The organism is Bacillus sp. AFS077874 (assembly GCF_002566505.1).
GTDB lineage: Bacteria > Bacillota > Bacilli > Bacillales > Bacillaceae_G > Gottfriedia.
The window spans coordinates 243,540-266,014 of sequence record NZ_NUYF01000012.1 but is presented as its reverse complement, the minus strand read 5'-3'; the positions used below and the strand labels follow the sequence as shown (position 1 = coordinate 266,014).

Below are 22,475 nucleotides of genomic sequence, written 5' to 3'. Positions count from 1 at the left end.
GCTACAACCATTTTTGCCTTTCAAAAGGTTTTTAAACATAATTTCTTATGAAAAAAGACAAAATTGTAAAAAAATTTAAATTTTCTCTTTACCTTTAAACCGTTTTCATGCATTATAGAAGGTGTCAAGTCAAAACTTTGTTAGGAGATACGCTCATGAAAATTGCAGAAGCAGGAAATATCATTGAGTTTAAACAGGGGTTGAAAGGTAGAGTACAAAAAGTTAATAAAAATTCTGTCATTGTTGACATATCCATAATGGAAAACTTCAGAGATTTAGAAATGGAACCGCTAACAGTCGTAAACCATAAAAATTATAAAATACTAAGAACAGCCGAATAGTTTAAAAATAGTAGATTCTGCTTATATTCATATTTTAAAAGGTTCGAACTACATATATTTCGATTCTATTAAAATTTTATTAGAATTCTTTACCAAATCAGTCTCAGGTCCCGTGTATATCACGGGACTTTTTTTTATGATTACAAATGAAAATGTGATAAGTGATCTTCACGAAAAAAATCTGGTACCAATCACTCTTTAGTAAAGGAGATGGCTATTTTGTTTCTTTGTCCAATTCTTTAAACGATTTTACTTTATCATGTGGCTGTTGGTTCGACTTTCTTTCATTCCAAAATCGTTCCTTTTCTTTTTTTGATTTTGACATTTTCATACCTCCTAAAATTAATCAATTTCTTGCCATCTTATCATTTCACAAAAAATGAAAATCTATGTTAATTATTTTTAGAAGGATTGAGCATGAAAATCGTATAAAATTTTAAGTTCTTTCTCTTGAATTTTAAAACGAGCATCCTAGAGCTGAAATAAACATTCTATTTCTAATAGAAAAAACGCCATTAAAAGATTGAAAATTCGGATTATACATATTTATCACTTTATCACTATTAATAGAAAGGAAGGTAGTTAATGAACTTTTTGACTAAGTTTAGTTTAAAAAACTCTGTAGCAATATTTATTATTTCGTTTTTATTAATATTTGGAGGATTATATTCCTATTCAAAATTAAAAGTTGAAGAGCTTCCAAATATTGAATTTCCAGCAATCTCTGTTCAAGTTGTTTACCCTGGTACAGCACCAGATGATATAAATGAGCAGATTACAACAAAACTTGAAAATTCATTTAAATCAATCGAAGGAATTAAGACACTTTCAAGTTCTTCATTCGAAAGCGTTTCTGTTATTAATTTAGAATTTCCTTTTAATACGGATATGGATAAAGTTGAACAACAAGTAAATACGACTTTAAAGGACGCTGGCTTACCTGAGAATGTAACAACAAAGGCAGACCGTTTTTCGTTCGGATCATTCCCTATTTATTACATCTCTATGTTTTCAAAAGATGGTTCAAATATTGAATCAACTTTAAATGAAGAAATTGTACCAGCTTTAAATAAAATTGAAGGTGTAAACAGTGTTTCGATAGGTGGAGGAAAATCTACTTCCTTAACGATCGAAGTTGATAAGCAAAAAATTGCAAACTTAGGGCTTTCTTTAACAAGTATTAAAGATCAAATTAATGCAAAATTCCTATCCTTCCCGGCTGGAAAAATAACTGATGGCGATATTAAAATTCCAATTCGAGTCGAAGAAAAATTAGATACACTTCAAAAACTAAAGGATTTAGAATTACAACCTGCATCATTTACTTCTACCGCACCAAATCAAAATGCTCAAACTCCGAAAGTTTTATTAGGAGAAATCGCTAAAATTGAATCAGTAGACTCTAAAGATGAATTAATTCGTTATAACGAAAACGATGCTATTTCAATGGCAATAACGAAGAAACAAGATGCAAATACAGTTGAAGTAGCCGACAAAGTAATAAACGTACTAAATAAGTACAAAAATGAAATATCATATAAAGTGGGTTATAGTTCTGCTGAAGGCGTAAAGTCATCTGTTGAATCTTTAATTAAAGAAGGTTTATTAGGCGCATTATTCGCCTCATTAGCAGTATTGATTTTCTTACGTAATTTCAGAGCTACATTTATTGCTATAATATCGATCCCTTTATCATTATTAATTACATCGATTTTCTTGCTTAAATTAGATATAACGTTAAATATTATGACCCTTGGTGGTATGGCAGTTGCAGTAGGACGTGTAGTGGACGATAGTATCGTTGTAATTGAAAATATTTTCCGAAGAATGCGTAAATCAAAAGAAGGCATTTCAAATAATTTAATTTTATCTTCAACAAAAGAAATATTAAAAGCAGTTACATCTTCTACTATTACAACTATTGTAGTTTTCTTACCTTTAGGTGTTGTAGGTGGATTTACTAGTAAAATATTCCTGCCTTTTGCTTTAACAATTGTTTTTTCTTTACTTGCTTCATTATTAGTTTCGATAACAATCGTACCAATTTTAGGTCGCTATGCATTTAAAAAAGTGCCACCTGAAGAAAAAGAAGAAAAAATTCAAGTTTGGTACGGAAAAGTGATCGAAAAATCTTTAAATCGCAAATGGATTATCATTGTACTAGCAATTGTATTACTTGCAGGTTCTTTCTCTTTAGTAGGTAGACTTGGTTTCACATTTATTCCAAATGAATCTTCACGATCAATTATTGCTTCTTTAGAATTGCCATCATCAACATCATTAGAAAAAACAAATGATGTTTCATTAAAAATGGAAAAGATGTTCTTAAATATGAAGCAAGTGAAAGAAGTTTCTACTGGTGTTGGTAGCCGGGACTTTATGACTGGCCTAAAAACTGAGAATAAAGCTAGCTATTTTATTAATTTAAAACAAAGTGCAGATGTTGATCAATTTATTAAAGATACAAAAAGTAAAATGGCGAAAGTAGCAGCTTCAGAAGTTCAAGGTGCTAAAGTAGGATTGCAAGAAAACTCTTCTGGTGGTCCACCTTCAAATAATAATGTTGACATCAATTTATATTCTAATAACTTAGTTGCACTTCAAGAAAGTGCAAAAAAAGTTGAAGATTATATGAAAAAGAATGATCACCTAAAATATGTTACAAATAATTTTTCTGAAAAACAAAAACAAGTTATTGTTTCAGTTGATGAGAAAAAAGTTTCTGAAAATGGTCTCTCCGCTGGCATGATCTTAGGCTTAGTTGCAGACCAAACAAACCCAGTCAATATGGGAACATTAAAAATTGATGGTAAAGACCAAAATGTGCAATTAACTTATAATAAAGAACTCCAATCTGTAGAGGATATTAAAAATATTAGATTGCTTGGTAAATTAGGACCCATTAAATTATCAGATGTAGCCGAAGTAAAAGCAGTTGAAACATATTCTGCAATTCAAAAATTAGATGGAAAAGTATTTGCGAAAGTTTCAGCTCAAATAAAGGGAAAAGACATTGCAAAAGTAACAAATGAAGTAATCAAGGATGTAAAAAAAGATATAGACTTACCATCTGATGTAACTTTAAAAGGTGGTGGCGGTAGTGATGATACTACTCAAACATTTAAAGACTTAGGTGTTGCGATGGGAGTTGCAATCGGATTAGTCTATTTAACGATGTTAATTACTTTTGGAAAAGCTCGCATTCCATTTATTATTTTATCCGCATTAGTATTTGTACCAATCGGTTCATTTGTTGCACTATTCCTAGCAGGCGAACCGCTTTCGATTAGTGTAATGATTGGTTTACTTATGTTAATTGGGATCGTTACAACAAATGCAATCGTACTAGTCGATCGAATCGGACAAAATATTGAACAAAAAAGATTACCTCTTCGCCAAGCAATCATCGAAGGAGGTAAAACACGTCTAAGACCTATTTTAATGACCGCATTTGCCACAATAGCTGCATTACTACCTTTGGCATTAACAAAGTCTAGTGGTACACTTATTTCCAAAGGTTTAGCTATTACAGTAATTGGTGGTTTGACTTCATCGACTTTATTAACGCTAGTATTTATTCCGGTTGTATATGAACTGTTCTTTACTAAAAGAACAAAGAAGCATGCTAATTCTGAGGAAACTGCTAAAGTAGTTAATCATTAAATTTAATAAATAGTAAAAGAGAAAGGTAATAATCCTTTCTCTTTTTGCTTTCATCTTTAATTGTACTTCATCGGCATTAGAATCATTTCCTCATCTTTTCTAACCCATATAAAAAAACTCCGACTATTAAAAAGTCGGAGTAATTCCTTATAAATTTTGATCGTTAACTCCTGCTAGCCATTTTCTAACAGGTTCTAGTGTCTCCTCAATACAGCCATCATTAAATGGAGATTCAAGTTTAGCCTCTTTAACTAAGCCTAAAAATGATTTACTTCCACCTAATTGGCATAGTCCAACATAATCGGACCAAGCTGAATTTCGGTCTTCATGCATTTTATTCCAAAATTGTAATGCACAAATTTGAGCTAATGTATAGTCAATATAATAGAATGGTGATTGGTAAATATGCCCCTGTCTTTGCCATAAACCACCCTTTTCTAAATAACTATTTCCATCATTTGCTCGATGTGGTAAGTATTTTTCTTCTATGCTTTTCCAAAGTCCGTGACGTTCCTCAGGTGTTAAATCAGGATTTTCGTAGATTTCATGCTGGAATTCATCTACTGCCACACCATAACCAATAAAAGTAATTGCACTACTTAAATGTGTAAAATAATATTTTTGTGTATCTTCCTTAAAGAATTCTTCTTGCCAAGGCCATGTAAAAAATTCCATACTCATTGAATGAATCTCACACGCCTCAAAAGTTGGCCAGTTATACTCAGGTGTTTCAAATTTACGACTTTCATAAACCTGGAATGCATGACCAGCTTCATGTGTTAATACGTCAATGTCACCAGATGTTCCGTTGAAATTCGAGAAAATAAAAGGAGCTTTATAGTTTGGAATATAAGTACAATATCCCCCACCTTGTTTTCCTTCCTTAGCAACTAAGTCTAGTAAGTTTTCCTTTAACATGAAATTGAAAAATTCACTTGTTTCTTTTGATAATTCATCATACATTTTTTTACCATTCTCAATAATCCACTCAGGATTACCTTTAGGTGTTGCATTACCAGTTACAAATTCGAATTTATCGTCATAGTAATAAAGTTGATCTACGCCAATTCGGTTAGCTTGTCGTTCTCTTAATTCGGTAGCGATTGGAACAATTGTTTCAAGAACTTGCTCTCTAAACTTCTTAACATCATTTGCATCGTAATCCGTTCTCATCATACGAGCATACCCTAGTTCAATAAAGTTTGAGAAACCAAGTTTGTTTGCAATACGAGTTCGGATTTTTACTAATTTATCGTAAATCTCATCAAATTTATCTTGATTCTGCGAGAAGTATCCAAAGTATGTATCGTAAGCTGTCTTTCTAACCTCTCGATCCTTATCCTCGAAATGTGCTGAAATTTGTGCTAACGTTTTCACTTCATCATAAAACGGAAGTTTAGCAGCCGCTACTAACTTAGCGTATTCAGTCGTTAGTTTATTTTCTTCCTGTAAATCCGGAATTACTTCTTCACTTAGAATTTTCACTTCACATTCAGCTAAAGCAAATAATTGATGGCCATATTTTTCTTCAAGTTGCTCTCTAAACGGAGAACCGATTAATGCTTTATAATATTGTTGCCCATATGATTGAACAATTGGAGTATTCTCATCAAAAAACGCTTGCTCATCTTCATAAAACTTATCGTTTGTATCAACCGAATGGCGAACTGCACATAAATTTTCCATTGTTGAAAATTCATTTCTTAAATCATTGATTTCATTCATTGCTAATTCTTGTTCATAGACCGTCGAAGCATCATAAAAATTTTGTAGTGAACGTTTAAATTGTTCACCAAAGTTCTTAATACTTGGTCTAGAATACTGGTAATCTTGAAAACCCATGTTAATCCCTCCATTTTTTGTGATATTGCTATTATATAAAAAAACTTCGTGTAAAAAAACCTAAATCTAAATAAATTTCTGAAAATTTAAAAATTATCCACTTAGAACCTAACACTAAAATTTCAAATATACTAGTTTTTACTAGCATAAATAGTTGTTTATAAGCGTTAATTGATTGAAAATAAAAAAAGCTCCATTAAATGAGAGCTTTTTTAGTTAGACCCATGGTATCCAATTTTCTTCAATAAGTGAATTAAGAAATTTTTTTCTTCATTAGATAGATCACTCATTTGCTCATGTAAAAATTCTTCATGCACAGGAAATATTTCTTCCATCAGTTTATTTCCACTTTCAGTTATTTCTGCATAAATTACTCGACGATCTGCGCTACAAGGATTTCGATAAACTAGACCTTTTTTCTCAAGTTTATCTACAACATAAGTAATACTGCCGCTTGCAATTAATATTTTTTCTCCAATATGTTGCAGTGGTTGATTTCCTTTATGATACAAGAGCTCTAGCACTGCAAATTCAGTTGGGTTTAAATTAAAACTAGCAATTGATTTATTTGCAGAATCATTAATCTTTCTATGAGCTCGCGATAATACAATAAATAGCTTTAAAGAAAGCTCTATATCTTTTCTATTTGTCTCTTCCATAATATTACCCCTTCAATTCTTTTACATTGTTTATTCTATATTTTTATTTTACACTTATTAATCAATCTTAAGATTATTTCAATGAAAATGACTTATTTAATTCCGATAGCAATTTTTTTTGGTATGAAATAATTAACTCGTCCAATTCTTGACTGGCCTTTAAGGTCAAATGTTCGTTTAAACCTTTAGTTTCCGCAAAAAATACCATTTCTTCCCTTTTTAATGAAATAGATAATAATAAACGGCTGAGTTGATATTCATTCATTAGACTGATTCCCTTCTACAGGATGTTTTTTAACAAACCTTTTCATTCATAATCGAATTAATTTTTATTATTCATTCTATCTAAATTATTTAAAATAGATACAATATGAAACCTACTAAGCAAAATTACCTAGTAGGTTTATTTATTTTATGAAATAGCGCTTATTTCTATCGTTCTTACTTATAAATTAGACGACTTTTTATTAAATCCTGCTTAAAATGATTAATTTTGATTTAAGTGAAATATTCTATAGGCACTTTAATCTAAAGTTTAGTAATTGTAGCTATGTATAAATAGTAATGCTCAATTTCTTTATATACAATATACTCTAAAGAATTTTTATTTAGCAAAACCTACTACAAATGACGACTATTAAAAAATAGTATAATTTTATTATAAAATAAAAAAGCTGAAATGTAATGGAATTTATTTACCACTACTATTTCAGCTTTTTTCGCTTTTATTTAGTTGCCTGCTTTTATTTTATGACCTTGAATCATCATTAGTTTCACTTTATAACTTATTAAAAATTCAATACCTTCTAGCCACTTCTTCGTTTCTAGTGGGCTTCTCCCCCAAACAGTGATCCCGTGATTTCTAACAAGAACAGCCCCAAAATCCTGAGTTAAAAATGGAGTGTATGCACGTTTAAAAGTTTCCATGTCCTGTGCATTCTCAATGATTGGAACTTTTATTTTATTTTCGAAATAAGAACTTGTTAAGATATGAATCATTTCATTATTTTCAAGTTCTACCTGGCCCTCATCACCAAATAATTCAGAAATAACATTATTATCTACGGTATGTACATGGAGCACACAACTAGCAGATGTTTTTTCGTAAATATTTGCATGAACTAAAGTTTCAAGTGATGGCTTTAATACCGTATCAAATACTGGTTCACCAAGATTATTAACTACTATAAATTCTTCATCACAGCGTGCTCTCTTATCCTTCTCATCCGCTGTTACAAGAAATAATAATGGATCGTCTGAAATTTTCATAGACAAGTTTCCACTAGTACCATAAAACCAATCTCTTTTAGCCAAATCACATTTAATATTCGCAAGCTTTTTCCATTGTTCTAAAAATAAACTCATAATTTACACCTCCACTTATTTAGACTATCTATTTGGACACCGTTAAAAATTCAAACTATTCATACTATTTAATAAAATTATGTCATGTGTCGGTCTTCATTGTCAATAGTTCTAAGTAAATGAACAATCATCAATTTTCTACAACTTTTATCCATTTTTGATAGTAATTAATGATTTAATACTTTTTTTACATCCTGATTTGACAGTACTCCTATTTTATTACACAAATAAGTGAAAAATAAAACTTTCTTACTCATATTGTTTATCCTTTCTTTCCCTAGGGAAACTTTTTTGTATTTAGTAAATCATATGTCTTTTTTATAAAAAATGTGAAGAAAATCTACTATAAAATCTGGCAAGTTTTAGTTAGAAGAAATCACTTTAAGGCGGTAAATATTTTGGAGAAGGTACGGACTAAAATCCCCTAATAAATAAGTAATTTGATATTTGGATCGCTTCTTTTCATCATTCATTTTCTATTTCGCTTTTGAAAATTTAGTAATCTCAATATTTTATGATAAAATAAATCGATAATAATTTAGAACGAGGTATATAAATGAACATTGTTTTAGCAACATTAAATGCAAAATATATCCATACTAATTTGGGTATTCGATACATTAAAGCGTATGCTCAGCCTGAATATGATATAGAGCTTGCAGAATATACAATTAAAGACCCAAGTCTTAACATCATCACTGACTTATATAAACGTAAGCCAAAAATACTTGGTTTTAGCTGCTATATTTGGAATATCGAACAAACAATTGAAGTCATCCGTATGTATAAAAAAATTGATCCTTCCGTTATTATTTTTGTTGGCGGACCAGAAGTAAGCTATGATGTGAATTATTGGTTAGATCGCGTAAAGGAAATTGACATCATTACGATTGGTGAAGGAGAAATTACGGTTAAGAAATTAATTAAAGCTATTGAAAATGGGAATGATTTCACTTCCATCAATGGCATTGGTTATCGAGATGAAGGAAAAAATATCATTAAACCACAAACCGAAAAATTAGATTTAACAACTATTCCTTCCCCATATCGATTTAAAGAAGATTTACCATTTCTAAGTAAAAGAATTCAATATATCGAAACAAGCCGAGGTTGCCCATTTAATTGCCAGTTTTGTTTATCTTCAATTGAGGTTGGGGTCCGATATTTTAATCGAGAGGTAATCAAAGATGATATTCGTTATCTTATGGCAAATGGAGCGAAGGTGTTTAAATTCGTAGACAGAACGTTTAATATAAGTCGTAGTTATGCAATGGATATGTTCCAATTTTTAATTGACGAACATGTGGAAGGAACGGTATTCCAGTTTGAAATTACTGGTGATATAATGCGACCAGAAGTCATCGAATTTTTAAATCAAAATGCTCCTAAAGGCTTATTCCGATTTGAAATAGGTGTTCAATCTACAAATGATGCTACAAACGAACTAGTTATGAGAAGACAAAACTTTGAAAAGCTTTGCAGAACTGTCACACTTGTACGAGATGGCGAAAAAATAGATCAACATTTAGATTTAATTGCTGGTTTACCTGAAGAGGATTACAATTCATTCCGTCAAACATTCAATGACGTTTTTGCATTAAGGCCGGAAGAGCTACAACTAGGATTCTTAAAAATGCTAAGAGGCACTGGCGTACGATTAAGAGCGCATGAACATGATTATGTGTATATGGATTATGCTCCGTATGAAATATTAAGTAATAATGTATTACCCTTTGACGATATTGTAAAAATTAAGCAAGTTGAAGACGTACTTGAAAAATATTGGAATGACCATCGAACAAATAGTACGATTGAATATTTAATTAAAAATGAGTTTGAAAGTCCATTTGATTTCTTCCAATTATTTGGTTCATATTGGGAAGAAAGAGGTTGGTCAAGAATCGGACACCAGCTTGAAGATTTATTTAAGCGTCTAAATGAATTTTTAACTCACTATCAAATTAAAAACGAGACAATCGTTAAAGATATTATGAAAATTGATTATTATTTAAATCATAAATATAAACCGCGTAAACCTTGGTGGGACGAAGTAACAAGCCATGATTTTGCGAAGGATATTTATAAGCGAATTATCGAAAATCCTGAATATTTAGGTTCGGATTTTATTTCACTTAATTTAAATGAAAAAGAAATTTATAAGCATACAATGATTGAGTCACTTTCATTTGATATCGAACATTTCTTATTAACTGGAGAATATAGAACTGGTAATTATGCGATGCTAGTTTATTTCTCTCCTAAAACATTATCGCCTTCATTTTTTACAATTGAAGCATAAGTAAAAGAGGACAATATTCATTTTGGATATTGTCCTTTTTGTATTGATTTTACTATTTAGCAAATAATAATTTGTAAGTAGAGGTGATATATAATGAAGAGAAAAAATGAGAAAACTGAAATCGATTCACCGGTAATGAATGATACTTTACCCCATATTTCAAGTTTTCCTTCTTTTAAAGGTACAGACATTAAAATGGAAGAACCTTTTGTAAATTCAAAGGGTGTAGTAATTGGAGACAGTAAGTATAGCTCTCCTAACTCTCCATTAAATAATTGGTCTGAAGATGTTGATCCATCAGTTATGGCAGGTGACGAATGGGTACATCCAACTAATGATATTGGTTGGGCAAGTGCAGAAAACACTGACCTATTAGAATCAAAAAAGAGAGAACAACCTGCAAAACAATTTATGCATCCACAGCATGAAACGACGGACTGATGAAGTGCAAGATTTAGGGGATAGGAAGAAAGTATCATTTCTCCTATCCCCTATTTTATCTTTAAAATAGTCCGATATTAATTTCGCCCTTTTTTTGAACTAGTAGCATATGTAATTGTGCTCTGTGATGAGTGAAGTGAACTAAAATCTCTAATAACCATTCAAATTTTGAATATTGAAGACCCCAATATGAAGTAGTTTTTTCAACTAAATCTTTTTCTTTCATTTTAAAGTAGAATTCCTTTAAGTCTTGAAAATTATTTTGTAATAAACTTTTCATTTCAACTAGTGATTTACATTCAACCCCGGTATAGTATTTAACCATCATTTCTTGACTAACTCCGCTCATAATTACCATATCAGCACCAATAAGTTCACATAGATGCTGGACTAACTCCCCGATCGATTTCTTGTCCTCAACAGGTCGGAAATTTAAATCTTCCTCATTAATTAATTCAATCATTTCTAAAACACTCTTTACACATAAACTCAATTGATGAATCACATTTTCAATATACATAAGTTGGGCTGGACAAGAATGGCGGAATAGTTTTAGATCAATCCCTCAATTAATTACCAACCTTCTCCCTTTTCCTCCTTTCCTGCTTAACCTCTACCTTTTTTTATCCGTCATATAACCCTTTCCTACTGAATAGACTTGTACCATATAGGAGGGATATTAATGAGAACATTGGCTTGGCATGAAACCTTAGAATTACATGAAATTGTTGCTACAACTACTTACTACTTATATAAGCTTAAAACAAATATAAAAAATATAACAGATTCTGGATTAAAAGAATTATATAAAACTTCTATTACATTGTTTGAAAATAACTTACGGGAATTACTTAAATTTATGAGCAATATTACGATTGGGGAAAGAGATGCAGCAAGCGATAAATTAGCAAGTGAAATGAGTGCAGAAGATTTATTATCAGCAACAAAAGTATTAACAAAAATGTATGCGCATGCGCTTACAGAAACAGCTACTCCTGATTTAAATAATTTATTTATTAAGCATCTTGTATCGGTGAACAATTTGCATACTCAAATTTTTAGCTATTTATCAAAGCAAGGTCAATATTCCGTATTTAATATTAATAAGTTAATCGAAAACGATGCTAAAAAAGCTATGGATGTCATAAATATGCCGTATTAAAAAATGGACGTAATAGAACGTCCATTTTTTAATCTTTGTTAAAGTTTTTATTAGATAAGTCAGTGACCTTTTCAGCTGCTATGTTGTGATATCTTTTCGTATTTTCAACTAATTTTATCAAATTAAGATAAGTTTGCTTAGCCCCTAATACAAGTAATGGAACCCCAATAAAATCGATATGTAAAAATCTTGATGTAAAACCACCTAAAGTCATAGCTAAAGGGACTGTTGGTGATGTACTTGATAAAATAATTTTATCTTCTTCATTTAATAAAATTTTTCCTAAACCTTCGATTGCTGTCGGCACATTCTTAGTATATCTTTTTGCTACTGTATACACTTGGTCCCCATTTTCATCTTCACCGTGATAAAATAGTTTTCCACCATCTTTAGGTTTTAGCTTATTAAATAAGTAGGTATTCTTTACTTCCTCCGTTGTCGGCTGGCGATCAAGTGGTAATTGCTTTAAATGATACGCAGCAGCCAAAGGTGAAGAATGTGTACCTCCAAAACAGTAATAAATATAATATTTCATTTATCTCATCCTCAAATTTTTATATTAATACGTATGTAAATGTAATTGTTTTGAATCCCATTCTGCAAAGCATACTTGTTTAAGTGATAAATTTGACTCAGAAAGTTTTTTATGAACCCACTTTTCATCTTTTTTCAACGAGTTAAGAGCTCTTTTAATTATTTTCCCATCACTAATTACGACCACCGGTAAAAATTCTTTTTCCATTTGAATTTTTAAATCTTGTTTCGTAGGCGTGTCGAAATTTGATTTCTTCAATACACTAATCGTACCGTCATTTTCTAAAATAGCATACGCAACTTCGCTTACTGCAAAAGTATCCTTTGCTCTTAGCAATTGCATCAATTGGTCAGTGTCCAAACGATTTCTCTTCAATTCTTTCCATTGAATTGCTCCGTGTTTAATTACAACTGAAGCATCACCTTCTAAGAACTTTCTTGCCCACATTGACTTTTGTGTCAAGACCTCAGTAACAAATATTAAAGCACCCCAAACAAAAATACTAAAAAGAATTTTTGGAAGATTTGCTTCTTTATCATATATTCCATCCCCAAGTATATTTCCTAACACTAGTGATGAAATCAAGTCAAATGGCGTTATTTGTGTAATTTGTGTTTTCCCATTAATTTTAACGACAATAAAAAGAGCTATATAACCTAAAAACAACTCTGTAAACATTTCATGATAACTCATGTAATACACTCCTATACTTTTATTACCTATTAAATTTTCTTACTACTTTACTCTTTTTATACATAAAATTGGTAATTGATTAACATTCTAATTAAAATTTAATGATCCATATAAATAGATGCGTCTGGATGAGAGCCGACAGTAACTAGATCTTTTAATATTTTAGCTAATATATAACTATAAACCGTTCCATTGCCACCATAGGCCATTAAAAAAAGGCAATTAGGATATTCATCGTATTGTCTAATCATTGGTAAGCCGGAATGTGTGCCTCCAAATGTACCAGTCCAATAATATTCTGCTTTAGCTTCTTTATATTGAGGAAATAACTCTATTAAATTTTTTATAAGCTGTTCTTTTTTATGGAATAACATAGATTCACGTTTTTCTGGTATTATTGTAGGTTCGTCAAGTCCTCCGACAATTATTCTTCCATCAACTGTAGTCCGGAGATATAAATATGGTCTTGCCGTCTCCCAAATTAAACAATTTTCATACCATGCATTGTTTTTCTCAACTAGAGGTTGTGTTGCAATCGCAAATGTTGAAGTTAAAATTGCATTTTTCTCACTTTTTACCTCCATCGATTCATAGCCTCCAGCAAAAATAACTTTTTTTGCTCGAACCGTATGTTTATTCTTAGTAAAAAGTTGTACCCCTTCATCTGTACCGATGATCCGAGTTACCTCTGTATCCGAAAACACCTTCAATCCTCGTTTCATAGCATATAAAAGTAAGCCGTGTGCGAATTTATATGGATTTACTTCTGCGTCATCCCTTGTGAATAGTGCAACTTCCTTTGTAAAATTAAATTTTTCTTCAATTTGCGATTTTGTATATCGTTCAACATTAAAAACATTTTCTTTTAATGTTTTATATTCCAAATCAATCATTTCTTTACCATCTAAATTACTAGCATAATATAAACTTTTTCTTTTTATAAAATCAGGATTAATATCAATTGTTTTTGACATTTCTTCAAGACCTTTAATTGCCTCTACACATAATTGATAATGACGGACAGCTTTTTCTTTTCCATATGAATTAATAAACGACTTTAAAGTTTTGTCATTTGAATATTGTAAGAGCCCCGTATTTGCACTAGTACTTCCCTGTACTACTTTTTTTCGTTTATCTAATAAAACGACTTTAGCTCCTGTTTGACTTAAGAAATATGCACATAAACTCCCTGATTCACCGCCTCCAACTATTACAAAATCACATTCTAGATCCTCATCGAGTGGCTTTATATTTTCTAGTTCAGGATGTAAATCAGTGTAAGTCGTGGGCCAATACAAAATCCCGCTAATACTTTTCACGTTTATTCTCCTTTCTTCAGATCATATTTAAGGTAGTTTTTGTCAGTTGAATAAAAAAAATCCCACTTTTATAAAAGTGAGATTTTTTAACATAATATAATATGAATGGTTTTCTAGAAATTTACTGAAATTATGATCTTTCAGCTAACCATTTACCAATTGTCGGATATGTCGTTTTTAATGAAACAGGTCCATACATGATTGATACATGGCCCGATGGAATCGAAACATACTGCTTATCTACGCTAGAAATATGCTCATTTAAAGCTTCAACCTGGCAAGGCATCGCAATATGGTCTTTCGTAGCAGATATATTTAAAACATTAGCTTTAATGTTAGATACATCTACTTTTCTTCCTCTAATTTCTAAGTCACCGCTTAATAACTTATTTTGTTGGTAAAACTCTCTAATCCATTGGCGATATGCTTCACCTGGGAATGGAATACCATCTGTAACCCATTTTTGCATTAACTGCCATGATTTAATAAATTTTGTATTATCAGAGCGATCCAATAATGTTACATAAGGCCCAACAAAATTTGTAACTGGTTTTAACATTTTGTTACCAAAATCGATCATTTCAGGAGGTATATTCCCTAATGTATCAACAGCTTTATCAAGTGCAAAGTATTTCTCATTTAAAAATGCACCATATAATCCTGTATCTGAAAAATCGAATGGACTAGTTACAAAAATTAAGTTTTTAATTGGTGCATTTTCATAAAGTGATGCGTAAATACTTGTTAAAGTACCCCCCATACAATACCCTAACATCGATAATTCTTTTGCACCTGAAAAACGAAGTACCTTATTTACCGCTTTTGCAATATAGTCGTGAATAATATCGTCAAATTTCAAATGACGATCTTCATGAGCAAAAGTACCCCAATCTAATAAATAAACATCAAATCCTTCATTAACAAGATACTCAACAAAAGAGTTCCCCTTTGTTAAATCAAGAATATACGGTTTATTAATTAGAGCGTAGATAAGAAGGATTGGAGTCTTTTTTACCTTTTTTGTAGTTGGAATATAATGATATAATTTACTTTTATTTTTCGTCCAAATCACTTCTTTAGGAGATTGACCTACTAAAGGTTCTCCCTCTTTTATAAGAATATCTGCAGTTTTCTTCAATCTTTTGTATGATTCTTTTAATCCGCTAGGAAGCGATTTCGTAGCTTCTTCTAACAATTGTGAATTAAACACACATTTCCCCCCTTTTGATCTTAAAAAAGGTAATCTATAAGTTAGACTTAAACGTAAAGTCCGCCATTTACATTAATCTGTTGACCAGTAATGTACTCTCCACCTTCACATAAGTAAATAACAGCTTTTGCAATCTCTTCTACAGTACCAAATCTTCTCTTTGGTATTCTTGATTTAATTTGCTCTTTTACATTTTCTGGAATTTCGTTCACCATGTCAGTTTCAATAAATCCTGGACATACAGAATTTACTGTAACGTTTGTTTTAGCTAATTCAAGTGCTAATGATTTAGTAAATCCAATCATACCAGCTTTTGCAGCAGAATAGTTTGTTTGGCCGAATCCGCCTGCCTGACCAATAACTGATGAAATATTAACGACACGAGCGTTATCAGATTCAAGTAAGTATGGTAAAGCAGAATTACAAGTGTTATAAACACTGCTTAAATTTACATCAATAACCTCATGCCAATCTTCTGCACTTAGTTTTTTGAAACTACGGTCTCTAGTAATACCAGCATTATTAACAATAATGTCTAAACGTCCAAAATGCTCAACCGTACGATCAATTAATGCTTTCGCTTGATCTAATTCAGCAACATTAGCTTGCACTGCTAACGCTTCATAACCATTTTCAAAAAGTTCATCTACAACTGCTTTTGCGTGTGCTTCACTATTATTATAATTGATTACAACTTTTGCGCCTTTTTCTGCTAAAGCAAATGCTATACCTTTTCCTATCCCTTTTGCTCCACCTGTTACGATCGCTACACGATTTACTAAATCCATTATCATTTCTCCTTTTTTAACTAATTATTGTTTTGTTGGTTGTTTAGTCGTTAATTGTTGTAAAAGTTGTTCAATGTTAGCCATTGAAGATTTTAGTTGTTCAATACTTTCCATTGAAGACTTTAATTCACTAACTTGTTGATGAATTGATTTGGTTTCAGCTTTCAATTTTGTAAGATCTCGTTTAACTGTCACAATGTCTAACTCTTTTTTCAATGCTGCTACATCTAACTCGGGTTGGGAATCTAAATATAATTGATCTTCTAATGTATCTACTTTCGATTCTAAATTAATCACTAAGCTAGCTACATTTGCGATATCTTCTTTAGAAGCAATATTTGAAGCCTCTAAGAAGGTTTTTGATTGATCATTCAACATCTTTTTACAGAATAGATTAAAATCTATTACAGAACCCATCCACTCGGAAAATTCTTCTTTCTGAACATATTCGTTCATCATTTTTCCAAAGTATTTTTCATTTACATCATACATTTGCTTCCACATTTTCAATGGATCTGAATAATTTTGCTCTGACATGTTAATCCCCCTCACTACTTTTAAGTATAGAAAACAAGCTAACGACAAAACAATCCAATGTTTTCGCGATATTTCTACATCTTCTGTCGAAATTTGTTTTTTAATATTCATTATATTTAAAATACATTGACAATAAATTTAACTAAGTGTAAATTACACCTAAGGGATGATGATTCCATTACTACGATATAGGGGGGAACATAACTTTATGACAACAAATGAAAAGGAAACAAGTAAAAAAAATAAACACGAAACCTCTGAATCGATTACATTGCCTAAAAACTTCTTAGTTCCCTTTCTACTTCTTAGCCTTAAGCAATGGAATATGCATGGCTATAAATTAATGCAAGTATTATTTGATTTAGGTTTTACTACGCTTGATTCAAGTAATGTTTATCGAATTCTAAGACAACTTGAAAAAGAAAGTTATATTAAATCTAGTTGGGAATATGGAATGGAAGGTCCGGCAAAGCGAATTTACTCAATTACAGATGCCGGAGAGGAATATCTAAAAACTTGTCATAATTCATTTACTCAATATAATCAGATGCTCCAAACATTTTTTTCGATTTACACAAATTCATTCTTTCCTTTTAGCAACTCTGATCAAAGTTTTAAAGATGATTGAAATTGCAGCAATGCATTCAATAATAAATTTTTTTGGAGGAAACACTAATGACTGAAAAAACAATCGAATTACAAACTGAACTTGCAGCTGAGAATTTTCAAAAAATGCTTCAATATTTGTTAGACAATCAATTACAAATTCAACAATGGACAGAGTCTTTATTTCAAGAACAAGCAAAACAATGGAAAACGTTAAACGAGCAAGTTCAAGTACAACAACAAGAGTCTTACGAGCAGTTCCAAGAAATGATTAAGTTATTAAACGAAATTAAGCCTACAATTAATCAAGAAACTTATGAAAAGACTTGGAAAAAATTAGTTGATCAGTTTGCTCCATTTCAATCTTTATGGACAAATATGAATCAAAACCCATATCAACCATTTTTTCAAGCTATGAGTACATTTTCAAATCAACAACAACAATTTTTTCAACAATTTTTTAAACAACCATTAAATAGCACACCTTACTCTGCTTGGACGAACATGTACCAACAGTTCCAAAAAACACAAGAAGATTGGTTTAAAAACTTACAAGAATTCTCATTCACTAAACTATAATCAATATAGTTAAACAATTTTCTTGATTAGCTAGACATTTCATCAAGGAGAGGATGAAACAAAATGAATGTTTTCGAAAGTGCAAGACATGTACAGGAAGTTCATTTTGACTCCATTTCAGTTGGTGACGAAGCTACTCTTGAAGTTAAAATTACTGCAGAGTTAATTGAACAATTTGCTGCAATTTCAACAGATGTAAATCCAATTCACTTATTAGATGATTTTGCAAAAGAAAGCATCTTTAAAGAAAGAATTGCACATGGCATGTTGATTTGCAGCTTTATTTCCTCAGTACTAGGTACAAAACTACCCGGCAAAAACACCATCTACCTATCTCAAGAAGTATTCTTCAAAGCACCAGTAAAAATTAATGACACAATTAAAGTAATCGTCAGTGTTGTACGTAAAAGAGATGATAAAAAATTATTAACGCTCCAAACGAATGTTTATAATCAAGAAAATGTACTCGTTGTTGAAGGCTCAGCGTTGGTTAAAAAGTTAACATAACCCTAATATGACTGTATTTACCAAGCATGAGAAAACCCTAAATGTAAAAAATAGAGTTGTAAGCTATTACTTACAGAAAGGGAGATCATCATGACAAGAACAAATAAACTATTAGTTCCAGGTGTAGAACAAGCACTTGATCAATTTAAATATGAAATCGCTAACGAATTCGGTGTAACTTTAGGATCCGATACAACTGCACGTTCAAACGGATCAGTTGGTGGCGAAATCACTAAACGTTTAATTGCTCAAGCGCAAAGTCATTTAAAGGGTCAATAATTAAAGAAAAACAAACTATATAAAATGGCTTAATATAGGGGAGATTTGATTCTTCCCTTTTTATTTTTAATTTTTTTGGAAGAAAATAGAAATTTTTATCTTAACTAGTTGTATAGACAAGTTAAAGCTTTTAAGTTATTATTGAAAGCGTAATCATTATAAAAATTTTCGGAGGGAAAATAATATGCTTAGTTTCTTACAACGTATTGGTAAAGCATTAATGTTACCAATCGCTGTCCTTCCTGCTGCAGGACTTTTACTGCGCTTTGGACAACCCGATCTACTAGACATACCGTTTATGGCGGCTGCTGGTAATGCGATTTTCTCTAATCTTCCATTAATCTTTGCAATCGGTGTTGCAATCGGTATTTCAAAGGATGGAAATGGAGCCGCCGGTCTTGCAGGTGCAATCGGTTACTTTGTATTAACTGCAGGAACAACAACGATAAATAAAGATATTAATATGGCTGCCCTTGGTGGTATTATTACAGGGGTTGTAGCTGGTCTTCTTTACAACCGTTTCAGTGGTATTAAATTACCTGAATGGTTAGGATTCTTTAGTGGACGACGATTCGTTCCAATTATAACGTCAGCTACTATGCTTGTATTAGCAGGAATATTTGGTTATGTATGGCCAGCTATTCAAGATGCAATTAACTCTGTTGGTAACTGGATCATTGATATCGGTCCAATCGGAGCTGCAGTATTCGGTTTCTTAAACCGTATTTTAATCCCACTTGGATTACATCACGTATTAAATACAATTTTCTGGTTCAACTTAGGTGACTTTACTGATGCTGCTGGTAAATTAGTTCACGGTGACTTAAACAGATTCTTCGCTGGTGACAAATCTGCTGGTGCATTCATGACTGGTTTTTTCCCTATTATGATGTTTGGTCTTCCAGCTGCTGCATTTGCAATGATCGCTGCTGCAAAACCAGAAAGACGTAAAACTGTTGCAGGTATGTTTATTGGTCTTGCTTTAACATCTTTCTTAACAGGTATTACTGAACCAATCGAATTTGCATTCATGTTCATTGCTCCAGTACTATATACGTTCCATGCAATCTTAACTGGATTATCAATGGGGCTAGTAAATGCTTTAGGAATTAAAGATGGCTTTACATTCTCAGCTGGTTTCATGGACTACATTCTGAACTATAATATTGCAACTAAACCTATTCTGTTACTCCTAATCGGTTTAATCTTTGGTGTAATTTACTTTGTAGTGTTCTACTTCGCAATTAAGAAATTTAACATTAAAACACCAGGTCGTGAAGACGAAGAAGTTGAAACTGATGAAGTAACAACTGAAATTGGTGATTCTTTATACCTACAAGCTCTAGGTGGAAAAGAAAACTTAACAAATATTGATAACTGTACAACTCGTTTACGCTTACAAGTAAAAGATGCTTCTAAAGTAAATGAAGCTCTTCTTAAAAAAGCAGGTGCTCGTGGAGTTATTAAATTAGACGATAAAAACGTACAAGTAGTTGTAGGTACAAACGTAGAGTTTGTTGCTGAAGACTTGAAAAAACAAGTTAAATAATCGATTTTAAAAGCTTGTCCATTGGGCAAGCTTTTTTTTGCTTATTTTGTTGATTAAGGGATTTATGAGCTGGTGAATAAGGATTATATACTAGATATTTCCTCATAAGCGGTTCATGAGGAACTAAATCCGCCTAAATCATCAATTATACTTCTACATAAGCGGTTCATGAGGCACTAATTAAGCTAAATCATGAATTATACTTCCTCATAAGGGCTTCATGAGGAACTAGATAAGCTAATTCTTGAATCTTACTTCCTCATAAGCGGTTCTTGAGGAACTAAATTACCTAAATCATGAATCTTACTTCCTCATAAGCGGTTCATGAGGAACTAAATAAGCTAATTCTTGAATCTTACTTCCTCATAAGCAGTTCATGAGGCACTAAATTACCTAAATCATCAATTATACTTCCTCATAAGCAGTTCATGAGGCACTAAATAAGCTAAATCATCAATTATACTTCCTCATAAGGGCTTCATGAGGAACTAGATAAGCTAAAACTTGAATCTTACTTCCTCATAAGCGGTTCATGAGGCACTAAATAAGCTAAAACTTGAATCATACATCCTCATAAAAGGTTCATGAGGAACTAGATAGGCTAAAACTTGAGTTTTACCTACCATAAATAGTGAAAAAAGATCAAAATTCCTTTATTATATTGAAGCGAACTTTACATTAAATGCATATTTCTTTAATAAAATAAACAAAGGGATTTAATTTACATAAAGTAGGTGGCTAAAATGGAAAGAACATACTTTATTACTGGATTTCCTGGATTTATTTCGAAGCATTTACTCCTCAAAATTCTTGATAATGAAATGTCTTTTCAAAAAATTTATTTACTCGTTCTTCCTAATACTGAAAAACAATGCCGAGACTTCTTATTTACATTAGATCAAAAGTATCCATATTACGCTCTTTTAAAAATAGAACTATTAAGTGGTGATATCACAAAGAAAAACTTTGGGCTCAGCCTAAAAAACCTTAATGTACTTTTTAATGATCTAACGGACTTATTCCATTTGGCTGCAATTTACGACCTTGCAGTCCCTAAAAAGATTGCATATGAAGTAAATGTGAAAGGAACAATAAACGTAAATGAATTTGCTCTTAAACTGAAATCTTTGAAGCGATACACCTATTTTAGTACTAGCTATGTCTCGGGAACTCGTGAAGGAAAAATTTATGAACATGAGTTAGAAATGGGACAAACATTTAAAAACTTTTATGAAGAAACGAAGTATTATGCTGAAAGAGAAGTTGAGAAACTAAAAACACAACTTCCAATCACCATAATCAGACCAGGAATTGTAGTTGGTCACTCAGAAACTGGTGAGACAAGTAAATTTGATGGACCATATTTCATTTTAAATTTCTTCACAAAACTTCGCTATTTACCTATACCTCAAATAGGTAAAGACAATGCTTATTGCAATTTCATTCCCATTGATTATTTAATTAATGCTGTTTACTATTTGAGTCATGCAGAAATCGGAGTTAACAAAACTTATCAAATTACAGATCCCTCTCCCTACCTTGTACAAGATGTTTATAAAGATTTTCTTTCCTATTATTTAAACAAAACTACCGTGGGCAATATTCCAATTAAATTTATTAGTCCTCTCCTATCAATTCCATTCATTAGACGATTACTTAAAGTTGAAAAAGAAGTTTTATCTTATTTTAATTGTAAATCCGAGTATGATTGTATGAATACCTTAACTGATCTACAAAATACAAGTATTAAATGTCCGGACTTTAAAGATATACTTCCTGTTATTACACATTATTATAAAGTGCATAAGACAGTGATAGAGAAGCATGTATTATTTAAGTAAACCGGGTTATACAATTTCGCTTCTATATATATATATGAAGGAAAAGTTTAAGGACACTAATTTAATTAGTGTCCTTTTTTTAATAAATAGCTCTATGTAATTATAGTGTTTTGTTTCTTTCCTTCTATTATTAATGATTTATTTCATATTCCATTTTAAAAACGCCAAGTATGTGCAATAAACTTCTTTATATGGTCTAATCCATTTTCTTTCCTAAATCGTAGCTTATAATCTAGAGATATTTGTTGAAATTGTTGTTG

General features: G+C 31.4%; 23 protein-coding genes. 11 read left to right on the top strand and 12 right to left on the bottom strand.

What is annotated here, in order from left to right; translation table 11 throughout:
• Nucleotides 1-155 precede the first annotated feature (155 nt).
• Entirely contained in the window at nt 156-341 is a 186-nt protein-coding gene (locus tag COJ46_RS13915; protein ID WP_097975771.1) for a YkvS family protein, read from the top strand.
• Nucleotides 342-555: 214 nt separating this feature from the next.
• Here the strand turns inward: COJ46_RS13915 and COJ46_RS25035 are convergent, their stop codons facing one another.
• A complete protein-coding gene (locus tag COJ46_RS25035; RefSeq protein ID WP_286133526.1) occupies nt 556-666 on the bottom strand; it encodes a DUF6254 family protein in 111 nt (36 codons plus the stop codon).
• 260 nt (nt 667-926) lie between these two features.
• Between COJ46_RS25035 and COJ46_RS13910 the strand changes: the two genes are divergently transcribed.
• Entirely contained in the window at nt 927-4,004 is a 3,078-nt protein-coding gene (locus COJ46_RS13910; protein ID WP_097975772.1) for an efflux RND transporter permease subunit, read from the top strand.
• Nucleotides 4,005-4,151: 147 nt separating this feature from the next.
• Here COJ46_RS13910 and COJ46_RS13905 read toward each other — a convergent pair whose 3' ends face one another.
• The 4 genes from COJ46_RS13905 to mtnB all read right to left on the bottom strand — a co-directional run bounded on the left by COJ46_RS13905 (nt 4,152) and on the right by mtnB (nt 7,870).
• Nucleotides 4,152-5,846, bottom strand: a complete 1,695-nt coding sequence (locus tag COJ46_RS13905; protein ID WP_097975774.1) for a M3 family oligoendopeptidase — start codon at nt 5,844-5,846, stop codon at nt 4,152-4,154.
• Between the two features lie 212 nt (nt 5,847-6,058).
• On the bottom strand, nt 6,059-6,505 hold the full coding sequence (locus COJ46_RS13900; RefSeq protein ID WP_056474121.1) for a MarR family winged helix-turn-helix transcriptional regulator: 447 nt from the start codon (nt 6,503-6,505) through the stop codon (nt 6,059-6,061).
• A 73-nt stretch (nt 6,506-6,578) separates the two neighbouring features.
• Nucleotides 6,579-6,770, bottom strand: coding sequence for an aspartyl-phosphate phosphatase Spo0E family protein (locus COJ46_RS13895; protein WP_025671755.1), 192 nt, complete (start codon nt 6,768-6,770; stop codon nt 6,579-6,581).
• 464 nt (nt 6,771-7,234) lie between these two features.
• Nucleotides 7,235-7,870 (bottom strand): methylthioribulose 1-phosphate dehydratase, encoded by a 636-nt coding sequence (mtnB, locus tag COJ46_RS13890; RefSeq protein WP_097975776.1) that lies wholly within the window; start codon nt 7,868-7,870, stop codon nt 7,235-7,237.
• A 556-nt stretch (nt 7,871-8,426) separates the two neighbouring features.
• Here mtnB and COJ46_RS13885 point away from each other — a divergent pair.
• Entirely contained in the window at nt 8,427-10,169 is a 1,743-nt protein-coding gene (locus COJ46_RS13885) for a B12-binding domain-containing radical SAM protein (RefSeq protein ID WP_097975778.1), read from the top strand.
• Between the two features lie 93 nt (nt 10,170-10,262).
• Nucleotides 10,263-10,610, top strand: coding sequence for a DUF3905 domain-containing protein (locus tag COJ46_RS13880; RefSeq protein WP_097975779.1), 348 nt, complete (start codon nt 10,263-10,265; stop codon nt 10,608-10,610).
• A gap of 61 nt (nt 10,611-10,671) precedes the next feature.
• Here the strand turns inward: COJ46_RS13880 and COJ46_RS13875 are convergent, their stop codons facing one another.
• Entirely contained in the window at nt 10,672-11,130 is a 459-nt protein-coding gene (locus tag COJ46_RS13875; RefSeq protein ID WP_097975781.1) for a DinB family protein, read from the bottom strand.
• Nucleotides 11,131-11,292: 162 nt separating this feature from the next.
• On the opposite strand from COJ46_RS13875, the gene COJ46_RS13870 reads away from it, so the two are divergent.
• Nucleotides 11,293-11,772, top strand: a complete 480-nt coding sequence (locus COJ46_RS13870; protein ID WP_097975783.1) for a spore coat protein — start codon at nt 11,293-11,295, stop codon at nt 11,770-11,772.
• 28 nt (nt 11,773-11,800) lie between these two features.
• On the opposite strand, the gene COJ46_RS13865 is transcribed toward COJ46_RS13870, so the two are convergent.
• From COJ46_RS13865 to COJ46_RS13840, 6 genes are all read right to left on the bottom strand, one after another.
• Nucleotides 11,801-12,307 carry a DUF3189 family protein gene (locus COJ46_RS13865; RefSeq protein ID WP_097975785.1) on the bottom strand — a complete coding sequence of 169 codons (507 nt, stop codon included), beginning with the start codon at nt 12,305-12,307 and terminating at the stop codon, nt 11,801-11,803.
• Nucleotides 12,308-12,331: 24 nt separating this feature from the next.
• Entirely contained in the window at nt 12,332-13,000 is a 669-nt protein-coding gene (locus COJ46_RS13860; protein ID WP_097975786.1) for a DUF421 domain-containing protein, read from the bottom strand.
• 98 nt (nt 13,001-13,098) lie between these two features.
• Nucleotides 13,099-14,319, bottom strand: coding sequence for an NAD(P)/FAD-dependent oxidoreductase (locus tag COJ46_RS13855; protein WP_176522516.1), 1,221 nt, complete (start codon nt 14,317-14,319; stop codon nt 13,099-13,101).
• Nucleotides 14,320-14,449: 130 nt separating this feature from the next.
• Nucleotides 14,450-15,529 (bottom strand): class III poly(R)-hydroxyalkanoic acid synthase subunit PhaC, encoded by a 1,080-nt coding sequence (gene phaC / locus COJ46_RS13850; protein WP_097975790.1) that lies wholly within the window; start codon nt 15,527-15,529, stop codon nt 14,450-14,452.
• Between the two features lie 47 nt (nt 15,530-15,576).
• On the bottom strand, nt 15,577-16,320 hold the full coding sequence (locus COJ46_RS13845; RefSeq protein ID WP_097976181.1) for a 3-oxoacyl-ACP reductase: 744 nt from the start codon (nt 16,318-16,320) through the stop codon (nt 15,577-15,579).
• Nucleotides 16,321-16,341: 21 nt separating this feature from the next.
• Complete coding sequence (locus COJ46_RS13840) at nt 16,342-16,854, bottom strand: polyhydroxyalkanoic acid synthase subunit PhaR (protein WP_097975792.1); 513 nt, start codon at nt 16,852-16,854, stop codon at nt 16,342-16,344.
• Between the two features lie 208 nt (nt 16,855-17,062).
• On the opposite strand from COJ46_RS13840, the gene phaQ reads away from it, so the two are divergent.
• From phaQ to COJ46_RS13810, 6 genes are all read left to right on the top strand, one after another.
• Nucleotides 17,063-17,482 carry a poly-beta-hydroxybutyrate-responsive repressor gene (gene phaQ / locus COJ46_RS13835; RefSeq protein WP_097975794.1) on the top strand — a complete coding sequence of 140 codons (420 nt, stop codon included), beginning with the start codon at nt 17,063-17,065 and terminating at the stop codon, nt 17,480-17,482.
• 47 nt (nt 17,483-17,529) lie between these two features.
• On the top strand, nt 17,530-18,039 hold the full coding sequence (locus tag COJ46_RS13830) for a hypothetical protein (protein WP_097975796.1): 510 nt from the start codon (nt 17,530-17,532) through the stop codon (nt 18,037-18,039).
• A gap of 63 nt (nt 18,040-18,102) precedes the next feature.
• A complete protein-coding gene (locus tag COJ46_RS13825) occupies nt 18,103-18,546 on the top strand; it encodes a MaoC family dehydratase (protein ID WP_097975797.1) in 444 nt (147 codons plus the stop codon).
• A gap of 90 nt (nt 18,547-18,636) precedes the next feature.
• Entirely contained in the window at nt 18,637-18,825 is a 189-nt protein-coding gene (locus tag COJ46_RS13820) for an alpha/beta-type small acid-soluble spore protein (RefSeq protein ID WP_056474082.1), read from the top strand.
• 184 nt (nt 18,826-19,009) lie between these two features.
• On the top strand, nt 19,010-20,374 hold the full coding sequence (nagE, locus tag COJ46_RS13815) for an N-acetylglucosamine-specific PTS transporter subunit IIBC (RefSeq protein ID WP_097975799.1): 1,365 nt from the start codon (nt 19,010-19,012) through the stop codon (nt 20,372-20,374).
• 743 nt (nt 20,375-21,117) lie between these two features.
• The gene (locus COJ46_RS13810) at nt 21,118-22,215 is read left to right on the top strand and encodes an SDR family oxidoreductase (RefSeq protein WP_097975801.1); all 1,098 of its coding nucleotides are present in this window, start codon (nt 21,118-21,120) and stop codon (nt 22,213-22,215) included.
• Nucleotides 22,216-22,475: the final 260 nt, after the last annotated feature.

Coding starts and splice junctions, on each gene's coding strand:
- COJ46_RS13915 (WP_097975771.1), top strand. CDS start 156: ATGAAAATTGCAGAAGCAGGAAATATCATTGAGTTTAAACAGGGGTTG.
- COJ46_RS25035 (WP_286133526.1), bottom strand. CDS start 666: ATGTCAAAATCAAAAAAAGAAAAGGAACGATTTTGGAATGAAAGAAAG.
- COJ46_RS13910 (WP_097975772.1), top strand. CDS start 927: ATGAACTTTTTGACTAAGTTTAGTTTAAAAAACTCTGTAGCAATATTT.
- COJ46_RS13905 (WP_097975774.1), bottom strand. CDS start 5,846: ATGGGTTTTCAAGATTACCAGTATTCTAGACCAAGTATTAAGAACTTT.
- COJ46_RS13900 (WP_056474121.1), bottom strand. CDS start 6,505: ATGGAAGAGACAAATAGAAAAGATATAGAGCTTTCTTTAAAGCTATTT.
- COJ46_RS13895 (WP_025671755.1), bottom strand. CDS start 6,770: ATGAATGAATATCAACTCAGCCGTTTATTATTATCTATTTCATTAAAA.
- mtnB (WP_097975776.1), bottom strand. CDS start 7,870: ATGAGTTTATTTTTAGAACAATGGAAAAAGCTTGCGAATATTAAATGT.
- COJ46_RS13885 (WP_097975778.1), top strand. CDS start 8,427: ATGAACATTGTTTTAGCAACATTAAATGCAAAATATATCCATACTAAT.
- COJ46_RS13880 (WP_097975779.1), top strand. CDS start 10,263: ATGAAGAGAAAAAATGAGAAAACTGAAATCGATTCACCGGTAATGAAT.
- COJ46_RS13875 (WP_097975781.1), bottom strand. CDS start 11,130: ATGTATATTGAAAATGTGATTCATCAATTGAGTTTATGTGTAAAGAGT.
- COJ46_RS13870 (WP_097975783.1), top strand. CDS start 11,293: ATGAGAACATTGGCTTGGCATGAAACCTTAGAATTACATGAAATTGTT.
- COJ46_RS13865 (WP_097975785.1), bottom strand. CDS start 12,307: ATGAAATATTATATTTATTACTGTTTTGGAGGTACACATTCTTCACCT.
- COJ46_RS13860 (WP_097975786.1), bottom strand. CDS start 13,000: ATGAGTTATCATGAAATGTTTACAGAGTTGTTTTTAGGTTATATAGCT.
- COJ46_RS13840 (WP_097975792.1), bottom strand. CDS start 16,854: ATGTCAGAGCAAAATTATTCAGATCCATTGAAAATGTGGAAGCAAATG.
- phaQ (WP_097975794.1), top strand. CDS start 17,063: ATGACAACAAATGAAAAGGAAACAAGTAAAAAAAATAAACACGAAACC.
- COJ46_RS13830 (WP_097975796.1), top strand. CDS start 17,530: ATGACTGAAAAAACAATCGAATTACAAACTGAACTTGCAGCTGAGAAT.
- COJ46_RS13825 (WP_097975797.1), top strand. CDS start 18,103: ATGAATGTTTTCGAAAGTGCAAGACATGTACAGGAAGTTCATTTTGAC.
- COJ46_RS13820 (WP_056474082.1), top strand. CDS start 18,637: ATGACAAGAACAAATAAACTATTAGTTCCAGGTGTAGAACAAGCACTT.
- nagE (WP_097975799.1), top strand. CDS start 19,010: ATGCTTAGTTTCTTACAACGTATTGGTAAAGCATTAATGTTACCAATC.
- COJ46_RS13810 (WP_097975801.1), top strand. CDS start 21,118: ATGGAAAGAACATACTTTATTACTGGATTTCCTGGATTTATTTCGAAG.